The following is a 22,398-nucleotide window of genomic DNA, read 5'->3' as shown; positions in this document are numbered from 1 at the left end:
TCAGACGCGCTCGATGATGGTGGCCACACCCATGCCGCCACCGATGCACAGGGTGATCAGGGCGTAGCGGCCGTTGCGACGCTCGAGCTCGTCGACCATGGTGCCGGTGATCATCGCGCCGGTGGCACCCAGCGGGTGGCCCATGGCGATGGCGCCGCCGTTGACGTTCAGCTTCTCGTCCGGAACCTTCAGGTCCTTCTGGAACTTCAGCACCACCGAGGCGAAGGCTTCGTTGATCTCGACGAGGTCCATATCGTCGATGGTCAGGCCGGCCTTGGCCAGGGCCTTCTGCGCGGCCGGGGTCGGGCCGGTCAGCATGATGGTGGAGTCCGCACCGCTGGTGGCGGTGGCGACGATGCGCGCCTTCGGGGTGAGGCCGGAGGCCTTACCGGCCTCCTCGTTGCCGATCAGCAGCATGGCGGCGCCGTCGACGATGCCGGAGCTGTTACCACCGTGGTGGACGTGGTCGATCTTCTCGATGTAGTGGTACTTCTGCAGGGTGACCGCGTCGAAGCCACCCATTTCGCCGATCATCGCGAAGGAGGGGTTCAGCTTGCCCAGGTCGGCGGCGGTGGTGCCGGGACGCATGTGCTCGTCGCGGTCCAGCACGGTCAGGCCGTTCTGGTCCTTGACCGGGACGACCGAGTTCTTGAAGTAGCCCTGCTCCCAGGCCTTGGCCGCCAGCTCCTGCGAACGCACGGCGTAAGCGTCGACATCATCGCGGCTGAAGCCCTCGATGGTGGCGATCAGGTCGGCGGAGACACCCTGCGGGACGAAGTAGGTGTCGTAGTTGGTGGCCGGGTCGAGGGCCCAAGGGCCGCCGTCCGAACCCATCGGAACACGCGACATGGACTCGACGCCACCGGCGATGACCAGATCGTCGAAGCCCGAGCGCACCTTCTGCGCAGCCAGGTTCACGGCCTCCAGGCCGGAGGCGCAGAAGCGGTTGAGCTGGAAGCCACCGACGGTGTCCGGCAGGCCGGCCACGGTCACGGTGGTGCGGGCGATGTCCATGCCCTGGTCACCGACCGGGGTCACGACGCCGAGGATGATGTCGGAGATCTGGTCCTCGTCCAGGTTCGGGAAGCGGCCACGCAGCTCCTGGACCAGACCGACAGTCAGATCGATCGGCTTGACCGAGTGCAGCGAGCCGTTCTTCTTGCCTTTGCCGCGCGGAGTGCGGATGGCCTCGTAGATGTAGGCCTCTGTGGTCATATCGGAGTGTTCCTTCCTTGGGGTGCGGTGGCCGCACGTCCGTCACGACCCATCGTCCTGACGCCGTACAAAACCCACCCGTTCATACTACCGTGGAGTGCGAACTCCGGTTAACTTAACGCTGCCCTGCCGGGGGCTGTCAACCATTCAGCGGTGTGGCGCCCAGCTCGCTGGCCAGCAAGGCCAGAGCGACCTCGTCCGGATCACGCCGATCCCCGGGCGCCACCGGCTCGGCGGCGGCCGCGATCATCTCCTGCTCTTCCTCGGGCGTCGGCGGCGGCACGAACTCACCGCCCGGGCCGGGACCGGAGTCCGGATAGCCGCCGGGGCCCGGGTCGTCGGGTAGGTCGGGGTAGTCGGGCGGCGGAATGTCGTCATCGCTCGCGGGCCGGGGCGGGCGCGGCGCGGCGCCCGAGGCACCGCGGGCCTGACTGGGCCGGGAGAACTGCGGCCGGCGGGCCGGGCGTTCGGTATCGCCCGCGGTTTGCGGGCCACTGCCGCGACCGGCCGCCCGCGGCGGCGCCGGCCGGGGCGCCGGAGCGCCGCTCTCCCACCGCACCTCGACCGACCGGCCGAGCACGGCCTGCACGGCCGATCGCACGGCATCGATGTTCTGCGGAGCCGAAAGACGCTGCGCCAACGGCGGGCTCGGATGCGTGAAGATCACCGTATCCCCCTCCGCACCGGCCACCGCGGCCCCGGACAGCAAGGCGTGCAGGGTGGCACCCGATTCCCGCACCTTCGCCCGGATATCCGGCCAGGCGGCCTCCACCACGGCCTGCAGATCGTCTTGCGGTTCGTTTGCCGTGGGGGCGGCCGACTGTGCTTCGACAGTGGATCCGGCTACTTCCTCGGGTCCGGTGACCGGCGACTCCGCCGCCGACGGGTAGTCGGCAGCCGCCCCGGCACCCGGCGGGGCCACCGGGTGCTGTCCCGCCGCACCGGCAGGTTGCAAGACACCCGGGCCCGTCCCGGCGGCAGTGTCTGCGAGCTCCCCTTCACCCGTGGCGCCGGGCCCGGATTCGAGGCCGGGGCCGGAAACTCCGGATCCTCGGCCATCGGGTTCACCCGCGTCGACCACCCCGGGCGCCTTCCGTCCGGCTGCTTCATACCCCTGATCGAAGGATTGACCCCGCGCACCGGCCTGCGACTCGACGCCGGCATCCGAACTCGTGGATGCCGCTCCTCCGGAAGCATGGGAATCAGCGACAGGCACCCCCCGCTCCGGGCCTGAGCCGGCCGCGTAGCGCCCGCTACCTCGGGATTCGGCTGCACGGGCGACCCCGGGCGCACTCCGGTCGTCCGGCACCGAGTCGTCGCCCCCGGCTGCACCCCGGCCCGGCGAACCAGCCCGGTCGGCTGCCCGAGCGACCCCAGGCGCACCCTGGTCGCCTGGGACCGAGTCCTGCCCCCCGGCAGCAGCCTGCACCGGCAAGCCAGCCGGGTCGGCAGCCCTACCCCCCCGCGCGACGAGACCGCCGGCATCACCGGCACCGGGAGCACGCCGCCCCGTCACCGGATCGGCAACTCTGGCAGCACCCTGCTCCGGCGAGCCGGCCGGGGCGTCACCGCCCGCCGTAGCCGAGTCGACTGCAGCGTCGGACTCGGGCGAGCTGGTCGGCCCCGCGACGCGATCCGGAGCGGGACCGTACCCGGTACCGCTGGACTCGAGGCCGGGCTGTGGGCACCCGGATTCGGTCGGGCTTGTCGAAGCGGCCCGGTCGCGACCGGTGCCCGCCCCGGCGGCCTCGGGTGTGGAGGGCCGGGCCTGGGCAGCTTCGGCGGGCCGCTCGTCGGCCGCATGCGGATGGGCGCCGGGCGCAGTAACTCGCCCACCGCTGGATGGGGAATCCGCACCGGCGCTCGGACGCGGCCCGGTTGCTGCGTCGAGACCCGGATCGCGCCGGAGGTCATCCCGCGGTTCGGAGACCTCACCGGGACCAGCCGGCGCGGCGCCGGCGGCGGAGCGATTCTGAGCTGCCGGTACAGCGCCACCGTGCGCTGGAGTGCTCCGAGCCTCCGGAGCCGGACCACCCCGGTTCCCGGCTGTTCGGGCATCCGTGGGCGGAGCGGCCTCCGGTTTGGATGGCAGGGGCTGGGCAGCTGCATCGGCCTTTGCGGCCCGTTCGGCCCGGGCCGCGGCGAGAATCTCTGCGCCGCGGCGGCGGGGCTGTCCACCGCCGTCCGGAGCGGGGGCAGCTGCCGAACCGGGGGGCATCGGCGAGGTGGGGGGCGCCGGGGTGCCAGGGAGTGGCGCGGTTGTGGCGCCGCGTTCCAGCCGTTCCAGGCGCTGAAGCAGGGCCGCTTCCGAGTCGACGGCGCCGGGCAGCAGCATTCGGGCGCAGATCACCTCCAGCAGGAGGCGGGGCGCGGTGGCGCCGCGCATCTCCCCCAGGCCGGTGTGCAGCAGCTCGGCGAAGCGGGTGAGGGCGGCGGGGCCGATGCGGCCGGACTGGTCGCGCAGCCGGTCCAATACGTCGCCGGGGCCGGTCACCAGGCCGCGTTCGGCGGCGTCCGGCACCGATTGCAGCAGGATCAGATCGCGTAGGCGTTCCAGCAGGTCGACCGCGAATCGACGGGGGTCATGGCCCGCCTCGACGACCCGGTCGACGGTGCCGAACAGGGCGGCGCCGTCGGCATCCGCCAGCGCATCGATGGCATCGTCGATCAGCGCGATATCGGTGACACCGAGCAGCGCCACCGCCCGCGGGTAGGTGACGCCCTCCGGGCCTGCACCGGCCAGCAGCTGGTCCAGCACGCTGAGGCTGTCCCGGGGCGAGCCGCCGCCTGCCCGGATGACCAGCGGATACACCGACTCCTCGACCGGCACCTGCTCCTGTTCGCAGATTCGGCCGAGCAGGCCGCGCATCGTGGCGGGCGGCAGCAGCCGGAACGGATAGTGGTGGGTCCGGGACCGGATGGTGGGCAGCACCTTGTCCGGTTCGGTGGTCGCGAAGATGAAGATCAGATGGGCCGGCGGCTCCTCGACGATCTTGAGCAGCGCATTGAAACCGGCCGTGGTGACCATATGTGCCTCGTCGACGATGAATACCCGGTACCGGGATTCGGCGGGCGCATAGAACGCCCGGTCCCGCAGCTCCCGGGTGTCGTCGACACCGCCGTGGCTGGCCGCGTCCAGTTCGATCACATCGAGGTTGCCGCCACCGCCTGGACCGAGCGCGATACACGAGGCGCACTCCCCGCAGGGACGCGAGGTCGGGCCCTGCACGCAATTCAGCGAGCGGGCCAGGATGCGCGCCGAGGACGTCTTGCCACACCCCCGGGGCCCGGAGAACAAATACGCATGACTGATCCGGCCGGTGTCGAGTGCCGTACTCAGCGGGTCGGTGACGTGCTCCTGACCCACCACTTCGGCGAAGGTTGCCGGTCGGTATTTCCGGTACAGAGCCACGGCCAGAGGCTACCGGCGGACTCCGACAATGCACATTCCACCTGGTGGAACGGGTATCGAACCGGTCGCCCCGGCAACCACCCGCTCCATATAGTGATGCAAATCACATACATGCGACCGGCCTGGTAGCTTCGGCAAACGCAGAGACCCGCGGGCTCCAGGCTCCCGAAAGACTGCATTCACCCGGGTCACCCGCACCTCGGAAGCCGCCGTGTCCAGCGTAGACGGCCGCCAACCGGCCACCACCCCGTTTTCCGGCGAGATTTTGGACGTAACGAATACGTCTCCGCTGCTGACAGCGGCGCAATTGCCTGGCTACCGTTGGTGTCGGCAACTTCGGTGGCCAAACCTTCATCAGGTTGGTGACCCCGGCCGGTCCCTCATCCCGACCGGGGCACAACCTTGCCACCTGCGCCCGCACCGGGTGCCGGACTACGAGCCGCAACACATCGAAACTGATCGCTCCCGACCGGAGGACCTTTTCACCGTGCTGTCGTGTGACGACATCGCCGCCGCCTGGCTCGCCAACACCGACTTCGCCGACGATCGCACCGCCGTCGGATTACTCAGCCGTGCGATCCGCCCGGAGGAGTTCGACGTCAAACGCGACAGCCTGCCGGTTTCGGCCGCCGCCGACCCCAGCACCGCCACCGCGATCCTGCAGCTACTCGAACGCGGCCAGGTGCCCACGATGGCCGCGATCCGGACGCTGACCGCGCAGAACGAGATGCGCCGCGAAGCCGACCGGATCGAACGACTCGGCCGCCGCGCGCAACGCAGTATCAATGACTTCGGGCGGCTGCTGGCCCGGTTGACCGCGGCTCACTGGGCCGCCCACGACAGCGGGCCGACCCGGCGCGACATCCTCGACGACCCCGCGGTCCGGGAACTGATCACCGAACGCGTCGGCACGGTCCCGCCCGCCGCGGTGAAGCACCTGTGGCTGGTGGAGCGGGCCCAGCGAGCCGGTTGGATCGCCTCCAACGCCCGGCCGCGGTCGCTGTGCGCCGGCCGCCGCTGGTATGCCGCCCGGTACGGCAATCGGGTGTCGGTCGAGCCGGTGAACACGATCGGGAAGCTGGTCACCGGCTACATCGCCGACCAACTCTCCCGGAACGGCACCGCACCCGGCTGGGCGGCACTGGCCCGCGAGGTTCGAGACGGCCGCAACCGCCGGATCTTCTTCGACGAAGCCGACCTCGACGCCCAGCGCCAATGGCTGACCACCGCCGAATGGCTGGCCGAGGACGAGCAGCCGGCGCTCGGCCCCCGTGGCCGACGGGCCCGGGCCAAACAGCAACGGCCCCGGTGACCACGGCGATCGACTCCCGAATGGGTGCGCCGGTCAGCTCACCTCACCCGCGGGGGCGGTGAAGGTGTTGCAGGCCCCGGTCAGGTTCCGATCCAGCCCCTTCTCGAACCACTGTCCACCGTTCTCCGAGGTTCCGTGGTCGCGCATATCGCCCGGACGGTCGCCGCGACCGTAGGAATCCTGGGTGGCGACGTCCACCTGATCCCCGTTCAGCGATCCGGCATCGGCACTGGACCCGATGTACATGCCGTCGAAGCAGTTGGCCTGCAGCTCCACCCGGCGCGACAGCTGCAGCCCCTCCGGTGAGCGGACACCGACGGTGACCCGCTCCTGGTTCGCCCGGCGCAGGATTCCGGACACCGCCTGGATGTGGTGGCCGTATTCATGGGCGAACACCGACAGATAGACGACCCAGTTGTCGCCGAAATGGTCGGTCTGCAACTGGCTGATCGGCATATAGATGGTGTGGTTCGCACCGCAATAGAACGCGGCGAAGTTGCTGGTCGAACCGGTGCACGGGGTGGTGATTCCCGATGTGGTCGCGGTGACGCTCAATTCCGGAGCCTGGAAGGGGAGCCCCGCATCGGCCAGTACCGGCCGCCAGGCCGATTCCAGACAGCCCGCGGCCGATTCGAAGAACGCCCGGGCCTGCTCGACCTGGGTATCCCAGCGGGCATAGTTGCAGGTCGCCGGGATCAGGGTCGCGTCCGGATCGGTGAGCAGCGGGTTGTTCGCCGTCTCGGACGGCGCACCGTCCGGATCCGTCGAGTAGCTGTGGTCGGGCCCGCGGGCGTCGGTCAGCACATCGCTGCCGATCCCGGTTCGGAAGGCGAAGGTGACCAGCCCGCCGATTACCAGCACCAGTGCGATCAACAGCAGCGGAGCCCCGCCGCCGCTCTTACGTGGCGGCTGCGGCGGTCGGCCGGGCGGACCGTACGGCATCGGACGCGGCGACGCCGGAGAGTAGCCGTACCCCTGCGGTGGCCGGCCGGGCTGTGGGGCCGGATAGCCGGGCCGCCCGTACCCGGGTGCCGAGGGTGGATACCCCGGATGCACGGGATAGCCCGGTTGCGGTGCGTATCCGGGGTGTGGCGGGTAGCCGGGTGGTGCGCTGTACCGGGCACCGTATCCGGGCGGCACCGGTCGTCCATCGGGTCCGTACCCGTACGGTGGTCCAGTCACTCCCCCGCGCCTCCGTCTCCGGTATCGCCGTCAGTACCCGATCGCATCGGTCGGCCGCACCGCGCTTTCCCGGTTCGGCAGACCTCGTCGGCCCGACGCAGACTATCAAGCTGACTAGAGTAGCGAGCCATGCTGACTTTTCGGGGGGGCGCCACGCCTCGACGGCTGCTCGCCGCAGCACTGGGCTGCGCCGCGGTGTGCGTTTCACCGATCGCGCCGGCAGCCCAGGCACAGCCCACGGACGACGGCGTCACCATCACAGCCGATCTGACGCTGGACGAGACCGGCGCCCTGCAGGTGCACGAGACGGTCGTAGTGCCGCCCGGCGCCGAGGATTTCACGATGACGGTGCCGCTGCGCGTCCAGCTGGAAGGCGATGTCGAACGCCGGTTCCGGGTCACCGACGCGACCGCGACCGGGACGGGCAGCACCGAGACCGGAACCGACCGATTCACCGTGACCGCCCGGCCGGGCGAGTCGAATTTCGAGTACACCGTGCACAACACCGTCGCCGATGCGCCCGGCAGCCAGGTGTTCCGGTGGTTCGGTGCGATCGGGGTGGATATCGCCCGCCTCGATGTGACGGTGATCAGCCCCAGCTACCGGATGGGCATCGTGGAATGCATGCTCGGCCGGCTGGGCAGTACCCGCGAATGCGCCGACGTGCAGATCGAGCCGGACGGCGTGCTGTATCTGACCCAGACCGATATCGCCAGCGGCGACACCCTGGACCTCACCCTGCAACTGCCTCCCGGCACCGTGCCCGCGAACGCCGATGTGCGGGAGAACAGTTCGGGCCGCGCATTCGAGGTGACCGGTCCGGTACTGGCCGCATTCGGCGCATTGCTGCTCGGTCTGCTGGGTGCGGCCGGGTACGTGCTGTTCGCCCGACGCCGGGCGGCCGCAGCGGCCGCCGGGACCGACGTGTTCGCCCCGCTGGCCCGTGAACAGGACCGGGTGCACTTCGTCACCCCGGAAGGCGTGCTGCCGGGCGAGGCCGGACTGCTGCTGGACGAGCATGTCGATCCCGTGGATGTGGCCGCCACGGTGGTCGATCTCGCTGTGCGCCGCTACCTGTGGATCGAGTCGATCGCCGACGACGACTGGCGGATCAGCCGGGTGAACCCGCCGGACGAGCAGCTGCGGGACTACGAGTCGGCGATCTACGCCGCACTGCTGCCCGACGATGCCGAATCGGTGACGGTCGGCGAACTGCGGGCGCCGGGCCGGGTCGCCGGGGCCGCGGTCCGGGAGGCGATGATCGCCGACGCCGTGGCAGCGGGCACCCTGACCGACCCGAAGCGGTCCCGGCTGCCGGTCTGGGTGGGCGCGTCGCTGATCGGCGTCGGGCTGCTGACCACCATCGTCCTCGCGTTGACCGCGGGGCATGCCCTGGTCGGCGTGGCGATCGCGCTGGCCGGCTGCGCCGGCCTGGTGCTGCCGCGGTATCTGCCCGCCCGCACCGCACACGGGGATGCGGTGACCGGCCGGGTCCGGGCGCTGCAGCGGGGCATGGATTCGGTCACCCGGGAACAGGTCCCGCCGATCGACCAGGAGACGGTGTTCTCCCGCGGGCTGCCGTACACGGTCCTCAACGCCCGCACCGACAACTGGATCCGGGCCTTCCGTGACCTCGCGCCCGCGGCCGACGCCCGGCCGGGCATCTACTGGTTCGGCGGCTTCGAGAGCGACCCGAACCTGCACCATTTCGCGGGCCGGTTCCCGTTCTTCATCACCGCACTGGAGGGCATTTTCGGCGATATCGGTGACGCCGGTCACTGACCCGCCGGGACACGACCGACGCCATTGCCGCGACACGCCGTACCCCGTCCCGGGCGGGCGGCGCGACCCGGCCGCGGACGGCTACCGTCGCGGGTATGGCTGCAGATCCGCCATTCGACGACGACACCGCCACCGACCGAATTCCGATCCCTTCCCGGTCGCAGTGGGGGCGATTCCGGCTGCGCCGGCCTTTCCGGCTCTGGTCGCCGGAACGCCGGGCGACCGCCGACAACCTCGTCTTCGCACCGACACCGGTCCAGCCGATCGATCTGTCCGACGACGCCCAGGTCTCCGAGGTACTGGACCTGTCGGTGCGGGTCGGCGAGGTCGTGCTGGCCTCGGGGACCGGTGTCACCGACACCAGCGCCCAGGTCCGGTTCATCGCCTCCACCTACGGGCTGGATCAGTGCGATATCGATGTGACGTACAACTCGATTCAGATCACCGCCGATCGTGGCCCGGCGCTGCCGCCGGCCGGCGATATGCGGATGGTGACCTATCGTTCACTGGACTTCACCCGGCTGGCGCAGGCCGACCGGCTCACCCGCAAGATCCGCACCCAGCTGGTGCCGCCCGATCGCGCCCATGCCGCACTCGACGAGATCACCTCCGGCGGCCACCCGTACCCGCGCTGGGTGTCCACGCTCGGCTGGTCGCTGCTGGCCGGGGCGATCGCGACGCTGCTCGGCGGCGGGATCGTGCTGGCCGCGCTGAGTTTCCTCACCACCGCCGTCATCGACGTGTTCAACATCTCGCTCGGGCGGCTGGGACTGCCGGTGTTCTTCCAGAACGTGATGGGCGGCATCATCGCGGCCACTCCGGCAATCATCCTCAGCGCCTTCGAGGAGCCGCTCGGCATCAGAGCCGACCCCGCGCTGATCATCGCGGCGGGGATCACGGTGATGCTCAGTGGTCTGCAGCTGGTGGGCGCGGTCCAGGACGCGATCACCGACGCTCCGATCACCGCTGCCGCCCGCATGCTGGAAGTGCTGATGATGACCGGCGGGATCGTCGCCGGGATCGGCCTGGCGTTGCGGGTCTCGGTGATGATCGGGATCAACCTGCCGCCGATCGACGTCGGCGGCCGCGATATCGACAACCTGCCGGTGAAGTTGTTCGCCGGTGCGCTGGCGGCCTTCGCATTCGCGCTGGCCTGCTATGCGGAACGCCGGGCACTGGCGACGGCGGCGGCCGGCGGCGCGGTCGGCACGCTGGTTTTCCTGCTGGTCAGCGAGATCGGCTTCGGCCCGGTCATCGCGTCGGGTTTCGCGGCGACGGTGATCGGCCTGGCCGGTGGCCTGATGGCGCGGCGGGCGCTCACCCCGCCGCTGGTCGCCGCCACCGCCGGTATCGTCCCGCTGCTGCCGGGTCTCAAGGTCTACCGCGGTCTGTACGCCTTGCTCGACGATCAGCTGCTGCTCGGGATCAACCAGATCTTCGGCGCCTTCGGTGTCGGCTGCTCACTGGCCGCTGGTGTCATCCTCGGCGAATGGGTCGACCGGGTGGTCAGCTCCGGGCGCATCCAGCGGTCCTTCCAGCGGGAGTACACCGAGAACTGGTGAGCGGCCGGAACGACAGAAGCCGTCGGCAGGCCCGGGATTCCGGGCTCGCCGACGGCTTGTCGGAGCGGAGGATGCGGGATTCGAACCCGCGAGGGCTGTTAACCCAACCCGCGTTCCAGGCGAGCGCCATAGGCCACTAGGCGAATCCTCCGTGCAGCAGCATACCGTCGGCGCGGCCGCGCGCAAAAACGGGGTGGTCACCAATTGAAATACGGTACCGTACAGAATAACGACAATGAGGTGGAACACATCATGCGCACCCCTCGCATCCCCCGGGAGGGCTGGATCGAAGCCGGGCTCACGGCGCTCGCCCACGGCGGTGTCGACAGCGTCCGCATCGAAGCGCTCGCCAAACGTCTCGGCGTCACCAAGGGCGGGTTCTACGGATACTTCGCCGATCGGGACGCCCTGCTGACCGCAATGCTGGACACCTGGGAGCGGGAGAGCACCGACGATGTCCTCGACGCCGTCGGCCGGACCACCAGCGACCCCCGAACCACCGCCGTGCTGGCCGGAATCCTCACTTTCTCCAGCGACCGCCTGCTGCCGATCGACCTCGCCATCCGCGACTGGGCTCGGCACGACGAGGCCGTCGCAGACCGGCTGCGCCGGGTGGACAACCGGCGGATGGAGCTGCTGCGCACCAGCATCGGCACCTTCTGCGACGACCCCGACGAGGTCGAAGCACGCAGCCTGCTCGCCTTCTGCTCCGCGATCGGCCAACACTTCCTGCTCGCCGACCACGGCGGCCGCAGCCGCCTCGAAGTGCTCGCCAAGGCCTCGGACGTGCTCTTCCACCAGTGCGACAGCCAGCGCTGACGAACCGCACTCCGATCGAACACCGCCCCGGAGTGGCGCCGCCGCGCCGAACCGCTACACTGGCCCACGGATCCCGCGCGGCGCGCATCCTGTGAACTCCCCCAGGGCCGGAAGGCAGCAAGGGTCAACGGGCTCTGCCGGGTGCGCGGGGTCCCCTTTCTTTTCCGGACCCGCGTGAGGACTCCGCACGGTCGGCGTCACAACTTCGCAAACCAGCCGAGAAGACATCGCATCCTACTTCCGGCAACTTCCCGGGTAACGTGGGCAGCGGCCGCACTCCATCGTCGGCCACCACCGACCAGTCACCATGCTGCTTCGAAAGGCTGCCCAGAATGCCCCGGCAAACGCAGATCGGTTTGATGAGCCACGCCGAGCTCGTGTCCGAACACGAGACCCAGCGCGCGAACTACGCGAAGCTCGCGACCGAGAAGCTGAAGCTGGACCTGACCCGCGGTAAGCCCGCTCCCGAACAGCTCGACCTGTCCGCGGCGCTGCTCTCCCTGCCGGGCGACGGCGACTTCCGGGACGGCACCGGCACCGACTGCCGCAACTACGGTGGCCTGCATGGCCTGCCCGAGCTGCGCGCCGTCTTCGGTGAGCTGCTCGGCATTCCGGTCGAGAACCTGCTGGCCGGCAACAACGCCAGCCTGGAGATGATGCACGACGTCATCACCTACGCCATGCTCTACGGCACGCCCGACTCGCCGCGCCGCTGGGTGGCCGAGGAGACCGTGAAGTGGCTGTGCCCGGCCCCCGGGTACGACCGGCACTTCGCGATCACCGAGGCGCTCGGCGTCGAGATGATCACCGTGCCGATGCGGCACGACGGTCCGGACGTCCGGGCGATCGCCGCGCTGATCGCGGACGACCCGCAGATCAAGGGCCTGTGGGCGGTACCGAACTACTCCAACCCGACCGGGGTGACCTTCTCCGAGGAGGTCGTCCGGCAGCTGGTTTCGCTGCCCGCCGCAGCGCCCGACTTCCGGCTGTTCTGGGACAACGCGTACGCCGTCCATCCACTCACCGACACCGCGGAACCGGTCCTCGATGTCCTGGGGATGGCGGCCGCGGCCGGAAACCCGAACCGCCCGATCGTGTTCGCCTCCACCTCGAAGATCACCTTCGCCGGCGCCGGGGTCGGATTCCTCGGCGCCTCGACGGCGAACCTGGAGTGGTATCTCGGGCATGCGGCCAAGAAGAGCATCGGACCGGACAAGGTGAACCAGCTCCGGCACCTGCGCTTCTTCACCGACGCCGAAGGCGTCCGGGAGCACATGCAGAAGCACCGCGAACTGCTGGAACCGAAATTCAAACTGGTGCTGAAGATCCTGGAGGACCGCCTGGGCGCGTCCAAGGTGGCCTCCTGGACCGAGCCGAAGGGCGGCTACTTCATCAGCCTGGACGTGCTCGAGGGCACCGCCGCGCGGGTGATCGCCCTGGCGAAGGACGCGGGTATCGCGCTGACCGCCGCCGGTTCGGCCTTCCCTTACCGGAAGGACCCGGACGACAAGAACATCCGCATCGCACCGAGCTTCCCGCAACTGCCGGAGCTGGAGAAGGCGATGGACGGGCTGGCCACCTGCGTCCTGCTGGCGGCGACCGAGAAGCTGCTCGAACAGCACTGACCGCGAGGCGGCCCGGAGCTGGTCCCGCCCGCGACGACTGCATCACGATCGCGTCGCCACGGGTGGGCGGCTCCGGCCCGGTAGCCGGCCACTCGGGCAACCGTGCGGAACCGACAGGCCGCCAAGGGCCGACGAGCGTCGTCACCGAGCGTGGGCGATGACTCCGAACATGGTGACCGAGAGCAGGATTTCGCCGGTTTCCGCCGCCCGGTCCAGATCCTCCCGGAGTTGCCGGGCCTCGTCCTCGGTTATCACACCGCGGGCCACCGCCATCGCCGAGACCCGGGTGACCAGGGTGCCGGCGCCGATGGTGCGGTCCTGTACCAGTGCGCTGGAACCGATTTCGGTCACCGCCAGCCCGGCCTCGGTCAGCAGCCCCGGAATCCGGCGGCCCGACAAGGGATTCGTGGTGGCCGAGATCAGCGTGTCGATCACCGCCCGGACGACCTTCGGCTCGCCGGGATGCACGATCGCGGTGGCCCAATCGGCGTCGGCGACCAGTGCGCGCCCGCCGGGCTTCAGCACCCGCGCGATCTCGGCTGCCGCCCGGGCCGGCGCGGTGAGGTGCTGGAAGACCCGCTCGCACAACACCGCATCGAAGGTGTCCGCCCCGAACGGCAGGCCGTAGGCGTCACCGGTGTGGAAGGTCGCCGGCGACCCGAGCTCGGTGGCTCGCTGCTGGGCGGCGGCGAGCAGATTCGGATCGGGCTCGACGCCGACCGCGGCACCGTCCGCGCCGACCGCATCGGCGAACCGGAAGACCTCCGAGCCCGTACCGGACCCGATGTCGACCGCACTCTCGCCGGGCCGTAGCGCCAGCGACTCGTGGGTCCATTGCTGCCACTGCCGCATGCCGGCCACGCCGGCCCGCAGGTCGTGGGCGTCGATCAACTGATCCCGTCCGGCCCGGTCGAACCGGGCGGGACGCAGGGTGAGGTCGTTCATGGGTACCGCCGTCGTCGAGGGCATGCGGCGAGCCTACGCGGGACCCACGTCACCCACCGGACACCCCTGTGCTCTGCATCACCGACTATAGGCATTCCGGGCGGTCGCCGCCCGGCCGACGACCGATGAGATGATCGGTTCCGATCCGGAACAGGAGGACCGTCATGACCGACACGCTGTGCCTCGCGCAGGACCCCGACGCGGACCGGCTGCTCTCCGAGAACTCGTTCGCCCTGCTGACCGGGATGCTGCTGGATCAGCAGTATCCGCTGGAGCACGCCTTCCGCGGCCCGAAGAAGATCGCCGATCGGATGGGTGGATTCGATATCGCCGCGATCGCCGCCGCCGATCAGCAGGACTTCGAAGAGCTCTGCGCCACGCCACCGGCGGTGCACCGATACGGCCGGGCGATGGCCCGGCGCACTCAGGACCTGGCCCGTTACGTCCTGGAGCACTACGACGGCGTCACCGAACGGATCTGGACCGACCCCGGCGCCGACGGCGCGCCGCCCGACGGCAAGACCGTGCTGCGCCGGCTCGAGGCGCTGCCCGGCTATGGCAATCAGAAGTCCCGGATCTTCCTGGCCCTGCTCGGTAAGCAGCTCGGCGTCCGACCGTCGGGCTGGGAGCAGGTAGCGGGCGCCTATGCCGAGCCCGGTTCCCGCCGTTCCGCCGCCGACATCGTCGACGGCGAAACCCTCCAGGAGGTCCGCGCCTTCAAGAAGGAGATGAAGGCCGCCGGAAAGAAACCCGGTTGAACCCGGCGGCTATTCGTCGTCGATGAGTCCGGTGCTGTAGGCCGTCGCCGCGAGGTGCTGCAGGCAGCATGGACCGCACCCGTCGTGTTCGGTCAGCACGAAACGGGCCTGCCGGAGCGAGTAGATGGGAGAATCGGCGGCACAGTCGGCGTGTGCACTGCGCCACAGATCGATACGGCGGTCGCGGTCGGCCGCACCGATCACCGGCACCCCGGGCCGGGGAGGTCCGGGGGATGTGGCCGATCGGCGGCACGGATGACGGACGGAGCGGGAATGGCAGGCATGTTTTCGGAGGCGATAACTGTATGAACACCGGTACCGGCAAGGTCATCCAAGAGCGGCGGCGCCTGCTCGGACTGTCGCAGCCCGCGCTGGCGGCAGCCATCGGGGTGAGCTCGCGGCAGATCACCCGCTACGAATCCGAGGAGCAGTCGCCGACGCTGCCGGTGGCCATCCGGCTCGCCGAGGCGCTGGAGGTGTCGCTGGCCGAGCTGGCCGGGGTCGTCGACGCCCGGGTTGATCTGGCCGGCGACTGGTGGGCCGCCTGGCAGCGCTGGCACCATGGCGTGACTGCCGTGGAGGTCACCCCGGTGACGATCCGGCACGAGGGCGACCACGTACTGCTCGATTCCGGTAGCGAGCCCGAGGCCGAAACGCCCGCCGAACCGGCCGGGCCGTGGCGCGGTGAGCTGCGGGTCTGGGACAGCGAGGCGCTGACCGGCTGGTACCGCAGCGTCGACACCGCATGGCCGGTCGGCACCATCTACTACTCGCTCGATCCCCAGGGCGCTCATGCGGTGGGCGCCTGGTCCAGCAAGTCCAGCACGGGTGGGCTGGTGCGTGGCTGGAGCGCCCTGGCCCGGGAGAAGCCGGACGCCGAGAAGCTGCTCTCGGAGCTGGTCCGCACCGGCGGTGAGGTGGATTCGTGGCCGACGACCTCGTGAGCATCAGCGTCACCGCCGCCGATCCGGAGCTGCTGGCCGCGCTGGTCCGGCGGCTGGTGGACGACCGGCTGGTGGCGTGCGGCAATATCGTCGGCGGGGTGCGTTCGATCTACCGCTGGGACGGTGTCGTCGAAGACGACCGGGAGACGCTTGCGGTGCTGCACACGCGGTCCGGCCGGGTAGCCGAGATCATCGACCGGATCGATGCCGCGCATCCGGACGATACGCCGCAGGTCCTCGCGGTACCCGTCGTCGCGGCGCACGATGGATACCGGCAGTGGGTGTTCGCCGAAACCGCCTGACCGGGCGCGGCCGGTCTCGGCCTCGAGCCGGAACCGGATATCGGCGACGCTGGGGCGCCGATCCCGGCGGTACGACACCGCCAGGGACAGGTACACGATCACACTGACGCCGCAGCATGCCACGGCCGTCCAGAACACGACATCCATCGAATCCCTCCCGTTCGAGTCCCTCCTGCTGCGTGGCCCGCTATGGTGTTGCTCGAACCACCGGAGCCAGTATGGTCCCCTCAAAGACCTTTTGGACAGCAAAAAGCGTCTACAAGCGTCTACAGTTGATTACGATGGCCCCATGTCCACTCGGGGCGAGCGTCGAGACGGTGGGGTCGATCCGGAAGTCGGCACACAGCTACGCAGGCTGCGCGAGGCGGCCGGGCTCTCCCTGGCCGGCATGGCCGCCCGGGTGCCCTACAGCCGGGCGGCGCTGGGCCACTACGAAACCGGCACCCGGGCGGCATCGCCCGACGTCGTCGAGTGGTACCGGCGCATCCACGCCACAGCCGGCGGTGCACCCTCCGGCCGCCACGACGCCCGGACCGCCGACGCCACCCTGGCGGCACTCACCGGGGCGGACCGGCTGACCGCGCCGGTTCCGCCGTTGATCGAGATCCAACGCCCGCACCGGATCTCCGGCGCGGCCGAATATCGCTGCCCGTTCCGGGTCGCCGGGCGCGCGGGTGCGGCGGCCGGACCGGACGAAGTCACGGCGTTGCTGTCGGCACTGGCGGCGATCGGCTCCGAACTGGTCGGCACACCTGGTGAACCACATACCCGCGCATAGTCCCGGTCTCGGTGGTCGGACCGGTGGAGCCGGACGGGCAGACGACGGTTCAGCGTGACCGTAGCGCTGCGACCACCTCGTCCAGCGCCGCATCCACCTCGCGCAGGTAACCGTCCGGGTCGGGCAGCACGGCGTGGTCGGCATGCACCGAGACGGTGACGGTGTCACCCAGGCCGTGCACACCGTGGGTCAGGTGCATGACCGCACCGAGGGCGGGAAAGCCGGCAGTGAAAAGCACTCGGGCCCCGGCGAATTCCAAGTCGGCTCGCCCACGGTTCACGCTCGAGATGACCGTCTGACCGTGCAGTTCGTCCGGAACGGCGGTCAGGTCCGCGCTATCGATATCACGGTGGGCCAGCAGGGCCGGCAGCCCGGCATTCACCCGGTCCTGCGCACTCGGCACGGATTCGGCCGCCCGTATGCGATGCCGGGCCAGGTCGGTGGCGATCCGCTCGGCACGCTCGGCCGGATCCGGTTCGTCGGAATGCAATGACACCGACAGGCTGCGGTAGTTGTTGCGCCCCCGGCCCGGACCGGACAGCGCCATCGGCACCTGGGCGCCCAGCGGCACCGCCCGGTCCGGGCCGGTCAGCCGCCGGGAGATCGCCAGCGAGATCGCCGTACTCACCACGACCGTGACGGTCTGCCCGGTACCCCGGAGGTCGGCGGCGTCGCGCACCAGCATCCGCACCCGGTGGTCGGCATCGGCCACCGGGCGAGTCGGATTGATCCCGATCGGCGGGAATCCTGGTGCCACGGGGGTCTTTTCGGCTGCGCTGACACGCGCGCGGTACTCACGGTAAGCCTGTACACCGCGAACAACGGTGGCAGCCAGGCGGATCGGCAACAGTGCGGCACCGCGCAACACCGAGATATCCACAGCCTGTGGATATCTCCGAGACTTATGCACAGGACCGGTCGGCTCCGGTGGCGGACCGGCGACCGCGCCGGCAGCGAACAACCGGCGAGCCAGCGCCGCGGACCCCCGACCATCCGCCAGCGCATGGGAGAGTTGCAGAACCGCTACCGTCACCGGCTCCGCACCGGCACCCGGGGCGCCGTACACGGATCGGAACACATGCAGGCGCCAGGCCCGCCGAACCGGGTCCACGGTGGTACCCAGAAGTTCGCCGAGCCGGTCCTGCAGGTTCGGCCAATCCGGCTTCGGTAATGCGTGAACGATGAATTGCTCGTCAACGAATTCGGCACCGACCCACTGCGGATAGTCCAGGTTTCCGGGCACCGGACGAATCCGCATTCGAAGATCCGAGATATCTCTGCAACGGCCTGCGACGAATGAACGCAGGCCAGCATCGGACACCGTGGTTTCGGTGAAACAATAGAGAAGGAACAGATCATTGCGGGTACGGCGCGACAACCAGAACATCGTCGCGTCTGCAGGTGCCAGCTGACTCACCCGGTAGACGATAGTACGTCGCTACGAAGGCCCCGAGCCGGTGACTCGGGGCCGGAAAAGCCCGGTCACACCGGGCCGGCGGCGCTCACCCGCGAGCGAACGCGCCCGCCGAGACATCGGCGACGAACGCCTGCCATTCACCGGAGGTGAAGGCAAGGATAGGCCCCCGACCACGGTCTTTGGTGTCCCGGACCGCAATGCGGCCGTCGACCAGCGGAGCCACCTCCACACAGTTCCCATCGGGGCCGCTGTAACTACTCTTTCGCCACCCGGAACCCGTCACTGCTACATCCACTGCACGTTCTCCTCACGTCCTCGTAAACGGGATTTCCCATATTTCGCGCCTTCACCGAGCGCATCGAAGCGCGCCGAAAGACACACAGAGCAAGCGGAGCCACGGGGTGCCGAGAGGTGGTCGACGCTCGGCTCATACCGGCCCCGCGCTGCAAACACTAGCAGGTCCGCCGCAGGTTTGCCGGAAAGATTTACCAACATCCCAACCTTCTGCCAACCTTGCGAAGTTTCCGGGTTGCGGCAACATTGCCGGTACACTTCACAAGCTACGAACATGCCCGTTCAGGAAGGTTTCGAATGGGTGTAATTGTTCCGTGATACGTCAATGCAGCGGTCCGGCGCCGCCCCTGACCGACCCCACACCGCCCCGGTGTGGATGATGGAGAGATGCTCCCCCGTGACCGCGATTCCACAGGTCGCGCCCGCAATGCGCGCCCGCGCGACCGCCTCGGCCGACCCTTGCCGCCGGGCAGCACCGGCGTCGAGCGGATCCCGGACGAACTGGATCTGCCACCCCAGCAAACCCTGACCTTCGCCCAGCAACTGCTGGACGACGGTTTGGCCTTCAACGCGCACGAGGTACTGGAGGCCGCCTGGAAGAACGGACCGGTAGCCGAGCGGATGCTGTGGCAGGGGCTCGCCCAGTACGCCGTGGGAATCACCCATATTCAGCGTGATAACCCGAAGGGCGCGGGTACTCTATTGCGCCGCGCGATCGGCCGGCTCGCCGAGCACCCGGCGCCGCTGCCCTACGACATCGATCGGGACGGTCTCATCGCGCATGCGGAGGACCTGCTGACCGCCCTGGCCGCCGGGACCCCGATCGGCCCGGATCGCCTCCGCCCCAGCCTCCGCCGGCCCGGCGCGGGCACCTGCACATGACCGGCGCCGGCCGGTACGCCCCCAGCCCATCCGGCGATCTGCACCTCGGCAACCTGCGTACCGCGATTCTCGCCTGGCTGTTCGCCCGCACCACCGGCCGCCGATTCGTGCTGCGAGTGGACGATCTGGACCGGGTCCGTCCGGGCGCCGCGGAACGGCAGATCGAGGATCTCGCCGCGCTGGGGCTGGACTGGGATGGACCGATCGTCCACCAGTCCGAGCGGCGTGCACTGTATGCCGACGCCGTGGACCGGCTACAACGCGCCGGCCACACCTACGAGTGCTTCTGCACCCGGCGTGAGATCCAGCAGGCCGCCACCGCCCCGCACGGCCCGATGGGCGCCTATCCCGGCACCTGCCGGGAGCTCACCGACCGGCAACGCGCCGAACGCCGAGCCACCGGGCGGCCCGCCGCGCTCCGGCTGCGCGCCGCACAACCGGATTTCGAGATCACCGATGAACTGCACGGCCACTACCGGGGCATCGTCGACGATATGGTGCTGCGGCGCGGCGACGGAACCCCCGCATACAACCTGACCGTGGTGGTGGACGATGCCGATCTGGGCGTCGATCAGGTGGTCCGCGGCGACGATCTGCTGTCCTCGACACCGCGGCAGGCCTATCTGGCCACCCTGCTGCACCTTCCGGTGCCGCACTACGCACATGTTCCGCTGGTTCTGAACCAACACGGACAGCGGCTGGCCAAACGGGACGGCGCGGTCACCCTCGCCGACCGGCGCGCCGCGGGCAACACGCCCGAGGATGTCTTCGCCACCATCGCCCGATCACTCGGCCGTCCGGTACGGACGATATCCGAGCTACGCGAGGGTTTCGATCCCGCCGGACTCCCCCGGGACCCCTGGATCTGGCGGCCCGACGGGTTGTCGCCGCTACCGGGCACTCCGTAACGTACCCCTCGACCGATCGCCTGATCACAGCGAGGACGAAACATGACCAGCGGTGGCTACGACCCCAATCAGTACCCGCAGGGCGGCCAGCCGTACGGGGGACAGCCCCAGTACGGACAGCAGCCGGGCCCCGATCCCTATGCGCAGCAGCAGCCGCAGTACGGCCAGCAGCCGCCCCAGTACGGGCAGCAGCCGGGCTTCGGGCAGCCGCAGTACGGCCAGGATCCGTATGCCCAGCAGCAGGGTTACCCGCAGATGCCCGGAGATCCGTACGCCCAGCAGCAGTTCGGCATGGGTGGGCCGGTACCGGGCGATCTGGGGCTGCGGATCGGTGCGCGGTTGATCGACGGGTTGATCGTCGGCGTGCCCTACTTCATTCTGGCGATGATCCTGGGCATCGGCACCGGCGTGGATTCCATGTCGGGCAGCTTCCTCGTTTCGTGGGTCCTGCAGCCGATTCTGCTGGTGGTGCTCTACATGGGGTACTTCGTCGGCATGGAGGTGTCGGCAGGCGCCACATTGGGCAAGAAGATGCTCGGGTTGCGGGTCGTCGCCCCCGGTGGCGCGGACAAGCTCGACCCGGTGACCTCGTTGAAGCGCAACATCTTCTTCGTCCCGAACCTGATCAACTGCCTCGGCAACCTGGTCTTCGTCGGACTGGCGATCTACATCGCCGTCACCATCAACCAGGACCCGAACCGGCAGGGCTGGCACGACAAGTTCGCCGGCGGTACCCAGGTGATCAAGAGCTGACACCCGGTTGTCGGACCACGCGAAGGGGCGCCTCCGAATCGGAGGCGCCCCTTCGTCGTCTGCGAACTCAGTACGTGCTGGAGGAGGTATCCGCCGCGAAACCGACCAGCAGCAGGAAGATCAGGTAGGCCACCGCGAGTACGATTCCGGCCACGCCGATCCAGATACCGGCCAGGGCCATACCCCGGCCTTCACCGCCCCGCTCCTTGATCTGATTGAGCGACATGGTGCCCAGCACGATCCCGACGATCGAGCCGATGCACGTGCACATCCCCAGAATGGAGACGCACAGCGACGCGATCGCCAAACCGTTGGTGCCCTGCGGCTGCTGGTAGTACGGCTGATAGCCCGGCCCCGGGTACCCGCCGGCGGCCGGATAACCACCGGCCGCCGGGTAACCGCCGCCGTACGGCGGCGGGGGTGGCGGCGTGGCCGGAGGCGGATAGCCCGGATACTGCGGCGGAGGCGGCGGGACCGGCTGCTGCGGTACCGACGGGTTCTTCGACAGGTCGGGGCTCGGCGACTGCGGCTGTGAGCTGGGTCCTGGCTGGGGCGTACCGGACTCGGGCGTCACTCCGGAACCGCCGTATTGCCGCCACCACTCGTCGGAATCGCCGGGGTTCGTCATTGGTACAGCCTATTCCACGACCTGGTTTGATGGTCGATGTGCGTACGATAGACAATCCCGACAAACCCGCCGAGTCTGGGCGCCCCGCGCCGGAACATGCGGCATTCGCCCAGGTCGCGCGGGGGTATTATCCGGCTATTGTGGCGTTCTTCACCGCCACCCTGATCATCTCCAACATCTGCGCCACCAAGGGCGTGGAGTTCTTCGGCGACGCCGCACTGACGGTGGGGCCGCTGCAGATCCTGCCGATCGCCACCGACGGTGCCTTCTTCCTCTTCCCGCTCGCCTACATCCTGGGTGACGTGCTCAGCGAGGTGTACGGCTTCCGGGCCACCCGCCGGGCCATCTACTACGGTTTCGCCGCGCTGCTGCTGACCGTGGTGTGCTTCGCCGTCGCCATCGGCCTGCCCGCCGCCGGGTTCTACGAGAACCAGGACGCCTTCCGCACCGTCCTCGGCACCACCCCGCAACTGGTGCTCGCCGGCCTGGCCGGCTACTTCGTCGGCCAGCTGCTCAACTCCGCAACCCTGGTGCTGATGAAGGAACGCACCCGGGAGAAGCATCTGTGGGCGCGCCTCATCGGCTCCACCGTGGTCGGCGAATTCGCCGATACCCTGATCTTCTGTGCCATCGCCGCCACGGCCATCGGCATCGACTCGTGGTCGACGTTCGTCAACTACGTGCTGATCGGCTTCCTGTGGAAGACCCTGGTCGAGGTCCTGGTCATGCCGGTCACCTACGGCGCGATCGGCTTCCTGAAGAAGAACGAGCCCAGCTACCGGCCACAGCCGGAACCGGCGTTGCACGAATAGAACCGGCGCCCGGGTCCGCGCAGCCACCGGTGGTCGTGGTGCCTGCACCGGCCCAGACGCGGATCCGG

Annotated in this window: 20 protein-coding genes, 1 tRNA gene, 1 other RNA gene and 2 pseudogenes; 14 read left to right on the top strand and 10 right to left on the bottom strand. The window is 69.4% G+C overall.

Annotation, left to right across the window (positions count from 1 at the left end):
• Together AC1HFH_RS02665 and AC1HFH_RS02660 are read right to left on the bottom strand one after the other, a co-directional pair.
• On the bottom strand, nucleotides 1–1,215 hold the full coding sequence (locus AC1HFH_RS02665) for an acetyl-CoA C-acetyltransferase (protein WP_480245837.1): 1,215 nt from the start codon (nucleotides 1,213–1,215) through the stop codon (nucleotides 1–3).
• A gap of 1,795 nt (nucleotides 1,216–3,010) precedes the next feature.
• Nucleotides 3,011–4,627: pseudogene (locus tag AC1HFH_RS02660) on the bottom strand (DNA polymerase III subunit gamma and tau); the annotation flags it as partial.
• Between the two features lie 487 nt (nucleotides 4,628–5,114).
• Between AC1HFH_RS02660 and AC1HFH_RS02655 the strand changes: the two are divergent.
• A complete protein-coding gene (locus AC1HFH_RS02655) occupies nucleotides 5,115–5,939 on the top strand; it encodes a hypothetical protein (RefSeq protein ID WP_480245836.1) in 825 nt (274 codons plus the stop codon).
• A gap of 33 nt (nucleotides 5,940–5,972) precedes the next feature.
• Here the strand turns inward: AC1HFH_RS02655 and AC1HFH_RS02650 are convergent, their stop codons facing one another.
• Complete coding sequence (locus tag AC1HFH_RS02650) at nucleotides 5,973–6,881, bottom strand: neutral zinc metallopeptidase (RefSeq protein WP_480245835.1); 909 nt, start codon at nucleotides 6,879–6,881, stop codon at nucleotides 5,973–5,975.
• Between the two features lie 369 nt (nucleotides 6,882–7,250).
• Here AC1HFH_RS02650 and AC1HFH_RS02645 point away from each other — a divergent pair, with 369 nt between their 5' ends.
• Together AC1HFH_RS02645 and AC1HFH_RS02640 are read left to right on the top strand one after the other, a co-directional pair.
• Nucleotides 7,251–8,903: a DUF2207 family protein gene (locus AC1HFH_RS02645; RefSeq protein ID WP_480245834.1), complete on the top strand. Its 1,653-nt coding sequence runs from the start codon at nucleotides 7,251–7,253 to the stop codon at nucleotides 8,901–8,903.
• Nucleotides 8,904–8,998: 95 nt separating this feature from the next.
• Nucleotides 8,999–10,465, top strand: coding sequence for a threonine/serine exporter family protein (locus tag AC1HFH_RS02640; protein ID WP_480245833.1), 1,467 nt, complete (start codon nucleotides 8,999–9,001; stop codon nucleotides 10,463–10,465).
• 65 nt (nucleotides 10,466–10,530) lie between these two features.
• Here AC1HFH_RS02640 and AC1HFH_RS02635 read toward each other — a convergent pair.
• Nucleotides 10,531–10,616 (bottom strand) — tRNA-Ser (locus tag AC1HFH_RS02635).
• 101 nt (nucleotides 10,617–10,717) lie between these two features.
• On the opposite strand from AC1HFH_RS02635, the gene AC1HFH_RS02630 reads away from it, so the two are divergent.
• From AC1HFH_RS02630 to AC1HFH_RS02620, 3 genes are all read left to right on the top strand, one after another.
• On the top strand, nucleotides 10,718–11,284 hold the full coding sequence (locus tag AC1HFH_RS02630) for a TetR/AcrR family transcriptional regulator (protein ID WP_480245832.1): 567 nt from the start codon (nucleotides 10,718–10,720) through the stop codon (nucleotides 11,282–11,284).
• A gap of 65 nt (nucleotides 11,285–11,349) precedes the next feature.
• Nucleotides 11,350–11,444: signal recognition particle sRNA small type (gene ffs, locus AC1HFH_RS02625), an RNA gene on the top strand.
• Nucleotides 11,445–11,616: 172 nt separating this feature from the next.
• Nucleotides 11,617–12,909 (top strand): aspartate aminotransferase type Ic, encoded by a 1,293-nt coding sequence (locus AC1HFH_RS02620; protein ID WP_480245831.1) that lies wholly within the window; start codon nucleotides 11,617–11,619, stop codon nucleotides 12,907–12,909.
• 141 nt (nucleotides 12,910–13,050) lie between these two features.
• Here AC1HFH_RS02620 and AC1HFH_RS02615 read toward each other — a convergent pair whose 3' ends face one another.
• A complete protein-coding gene (locus AC1HFH_RS02615; protein ID WP_480245830.1) occupies nucleotides 13,051–13,878 on the bottom strand; it encodes a methyltransferase domain-containing protein in 828 nt (275 codons plus the stop codon).
• A gap of 140 nt (nucleotides 13,879–14,018) precedes the next feature.
• Here AC1HFH_RS02615 and AC1HFH_RS02610 point away from each other — a divergent pair, with 140 nt between their 5' ends.
• Nucleotides 14,019–14,612, top strand: coding sequence for an HhH-GPD-type base excision DNA repair protein (locus AC1HFH_RS02610; protein ID WP_480245829.1), 594 nt, complete (start codon nucleotides 14,019–14,021; stop codon nucleotides 14,610–14,612).
• Nucleotides 14,613–14,621: 9 nt separating this feature from the next.
• On the opposite strand, the gene AC1HFH_RS02605 is transcribed toward AC1HFH_RS02610, so the two are convergent.
• On the bottom strand, nucleotides 14,622–14,816 hold the full coding sequence (locus AC1HFH_RS02605; protein WP_480245828.1) for a hypothetical protein: 195 nt from the start codon (nucleotides 14,814–14,816) through the stop codon (nucleotides 14,622–14,624).
• A 101-nt stretch (nucleotides 14,817–14,917) separates the two neighbouring features.
• On the opposite strand from AC1HFH_RS02605, the gene AC1HFH_RS02600 reads away from it, so the two are divergent.
• The 3 genes from AC1HFH_RS02600 to AC1HFH_RS02590 all read left to right on the top strand — a co-directional run bounded on the left by AC1HFH_RS02600 (nucleotide 14,918) and on the right by AC1HFH_RS02590 (nucleotide 16,636).
• Nucleotides 14,918–15,556 (top strand): helix-turn-helix transcriptional regulator, encoded by a 639-nt coding sequence (locus AC1HFH_RS02600; RefSeq protein WP_480245827.1) that lies wholly within the window; start codon nucleotides 14,918–14,920, stop codon nucleotides 15,554–15,556.
• On the top strand, nucleotides 15,538–15,858 hold the full coding sequence (gene cutA, locus AC1HFH_RS02595; RefSeq protein WP_480245826.1) for a divalent-cation tolerance protein CutA: 321 nt from the start codon (nucleotides 15,538–15,540) through the stop codon (nucleotides 15,856–15,858). The genes AC1HFH_RS02600 and cutA overlap by 19 nt, the downstream gene beginning before the upstream one ends.
• 289 nt (nucleotides 15,859–16,147) lie before the next feature.
• Nucleotides 16,148–16,636, top strand: a complete 489-nt coding sequence (locus AC1HFH_RS02590; protein WP_480245825.1) for a helix-turn-helix domain-containing protein — start codon at nucleotides 16,148–16,150, stop codon at nucleotides 16,634–16,636.
• A gap of 49 nt (nucleotides 16,637–16,685) precedes the next feature.
• Here AC1HFH_RS02590 and AC1HFH_RS02585 read toward each other — a convergent pair whose 3' ends face one another.
• The 3 genes and pseudogenes from AC1HFH_RS02585 to AC1HFH_RS02575 all read right to left on the bottom strand — a co-directional run bounded on the left by AC1HFH_RS02585 (nucleotide 16,686) and on the right by AC1HFH_RS02575 (nucleotide 18,276).
• Nucleotides 16,686–17,393: a WS/DGAT domain-containing protein gene (locus AC1HFH_RS02585; RefSeq protein WP_480248022.1), complete on the bottom strand. Its 708-nt coding sequence runs from the start codon at nucleotides 17,391–17,393 to the stop codon at nucleotides 16,686–16,688.
• A gap of 78 nt (nucleotides 17,394–17,471) precedes the next feature.
• Nucleotides 17,472–18,023, bottom strand: a pseudogene (locus tag AC1HFH_RS02580) (wax ester/triacylglycerol synthase domain-containing protein); the annotation flags it as partial.
• Between the two features lie 115 nt (nucleotides 18,024–18,138).
• Complete coding sequence (locus tag AC1HFH_RS02575; protein WP_480245824.1) at nucleotides 18,139–18,276, bottom strand: DUF397 domain-containing protein; 138 nt, start codon at nucleotides 18,274–18,276, stop codon at nucleotides 18,139–18,141.
• A 458-nt stretch (nucleotides 18,277–18,734) separates the two neighbouring features.
• Here AC1HFH_RS02575 and AC1HFH_RS02570 point away from each other — a divergent pair, with 458 nt between their 5' ends.
• The 3 genes from AC1HFH_RS02570 to AC1HFH_RS02560 are packed head-to-tail and all read left to right on the top strand — an operon-like array spanning nucleotide 18,735 to nucleotide 20,890.
• Nucleotides 18,735–19,229, top strand: a complete 495-nt coding sequence (locus AC1HFH_RS02570) for a DUF309 domain-containing protein (protein ID WP_480245823.1) — start codon at nucleotides 18,735–18,737, stop codon at nucleotides 19,227–19,229.
• Complete coding sequence (gluQRS, locus tag AC1HFH_RS02565; protein WP_480245822.1) at nucleotides 19,226–20,137, top strand: tRNA glutamyl-Q(34) synthetase GluQRS; 912 nt, start codon at nucleotides 19,226–19,228, stop codon at nucleotides 20,135–20,137. Before AC1HFH_RS02570 ends, gluQRS begins: the two co-directional genes overlap by 4 nt.
• 42 nt (nucleotides 20,138–20,179) lie before the next feature.
• Nucleotides 20,180–20,890: an RDD family protein gene (locus tag AC1HFH_RS02560; protein ID WP_480245821.1), complete on the top strand. Its 711-nt coding sequence runs from the start codon at nucleotides 20,180–20,182 to the stop codon at nucleotides 20,888–20,890.
• A 67-nt stretch (nucleotides 20,891–20,957) separates the two neighbouring features.
• Here AC1HFH_RS02560 and AC1HFH_RS02555 read toward each other — a convergent pair whose 3' ends face one another.
• On the bottom strand, nucleotides 20,958–21,518 hold the full coding sequence (locus tag AC1HFH_RS02555; RefSeq protein ID WP_480245820.1) for a DUF4190 domain-containing protein: 561 nt from the start codon (nucleotides 21,516–21,518) through the stop codon (nucleotides 20,958–20,960).
• Between the two features lie 29 nt (nucleotides 21,519–21,547).
• On the opposite strand from AC1HFH_RS02555, the gene AC1HFH_RS02550 reads away from it, so the two are divergent.
• Entirely contained in the window at nucleotides 21,548–22,330 is a 783-nt protein-coding gene (locus tag AC1HFH_RS02550) for a queuosine precursor transporter (protein WP_480245819.1), read from the top strand.
• Nucleotides 22,331–22,398: the final 68 nt, after the last annotated feature.

This window comes from Nocardia sp. KT25-26 (assembly GCF_056627695.1).
Note: the sequence above shows the minus strand (reverse complement) of the source record. Positions and strands in the feature narration are given on the sequence as shown.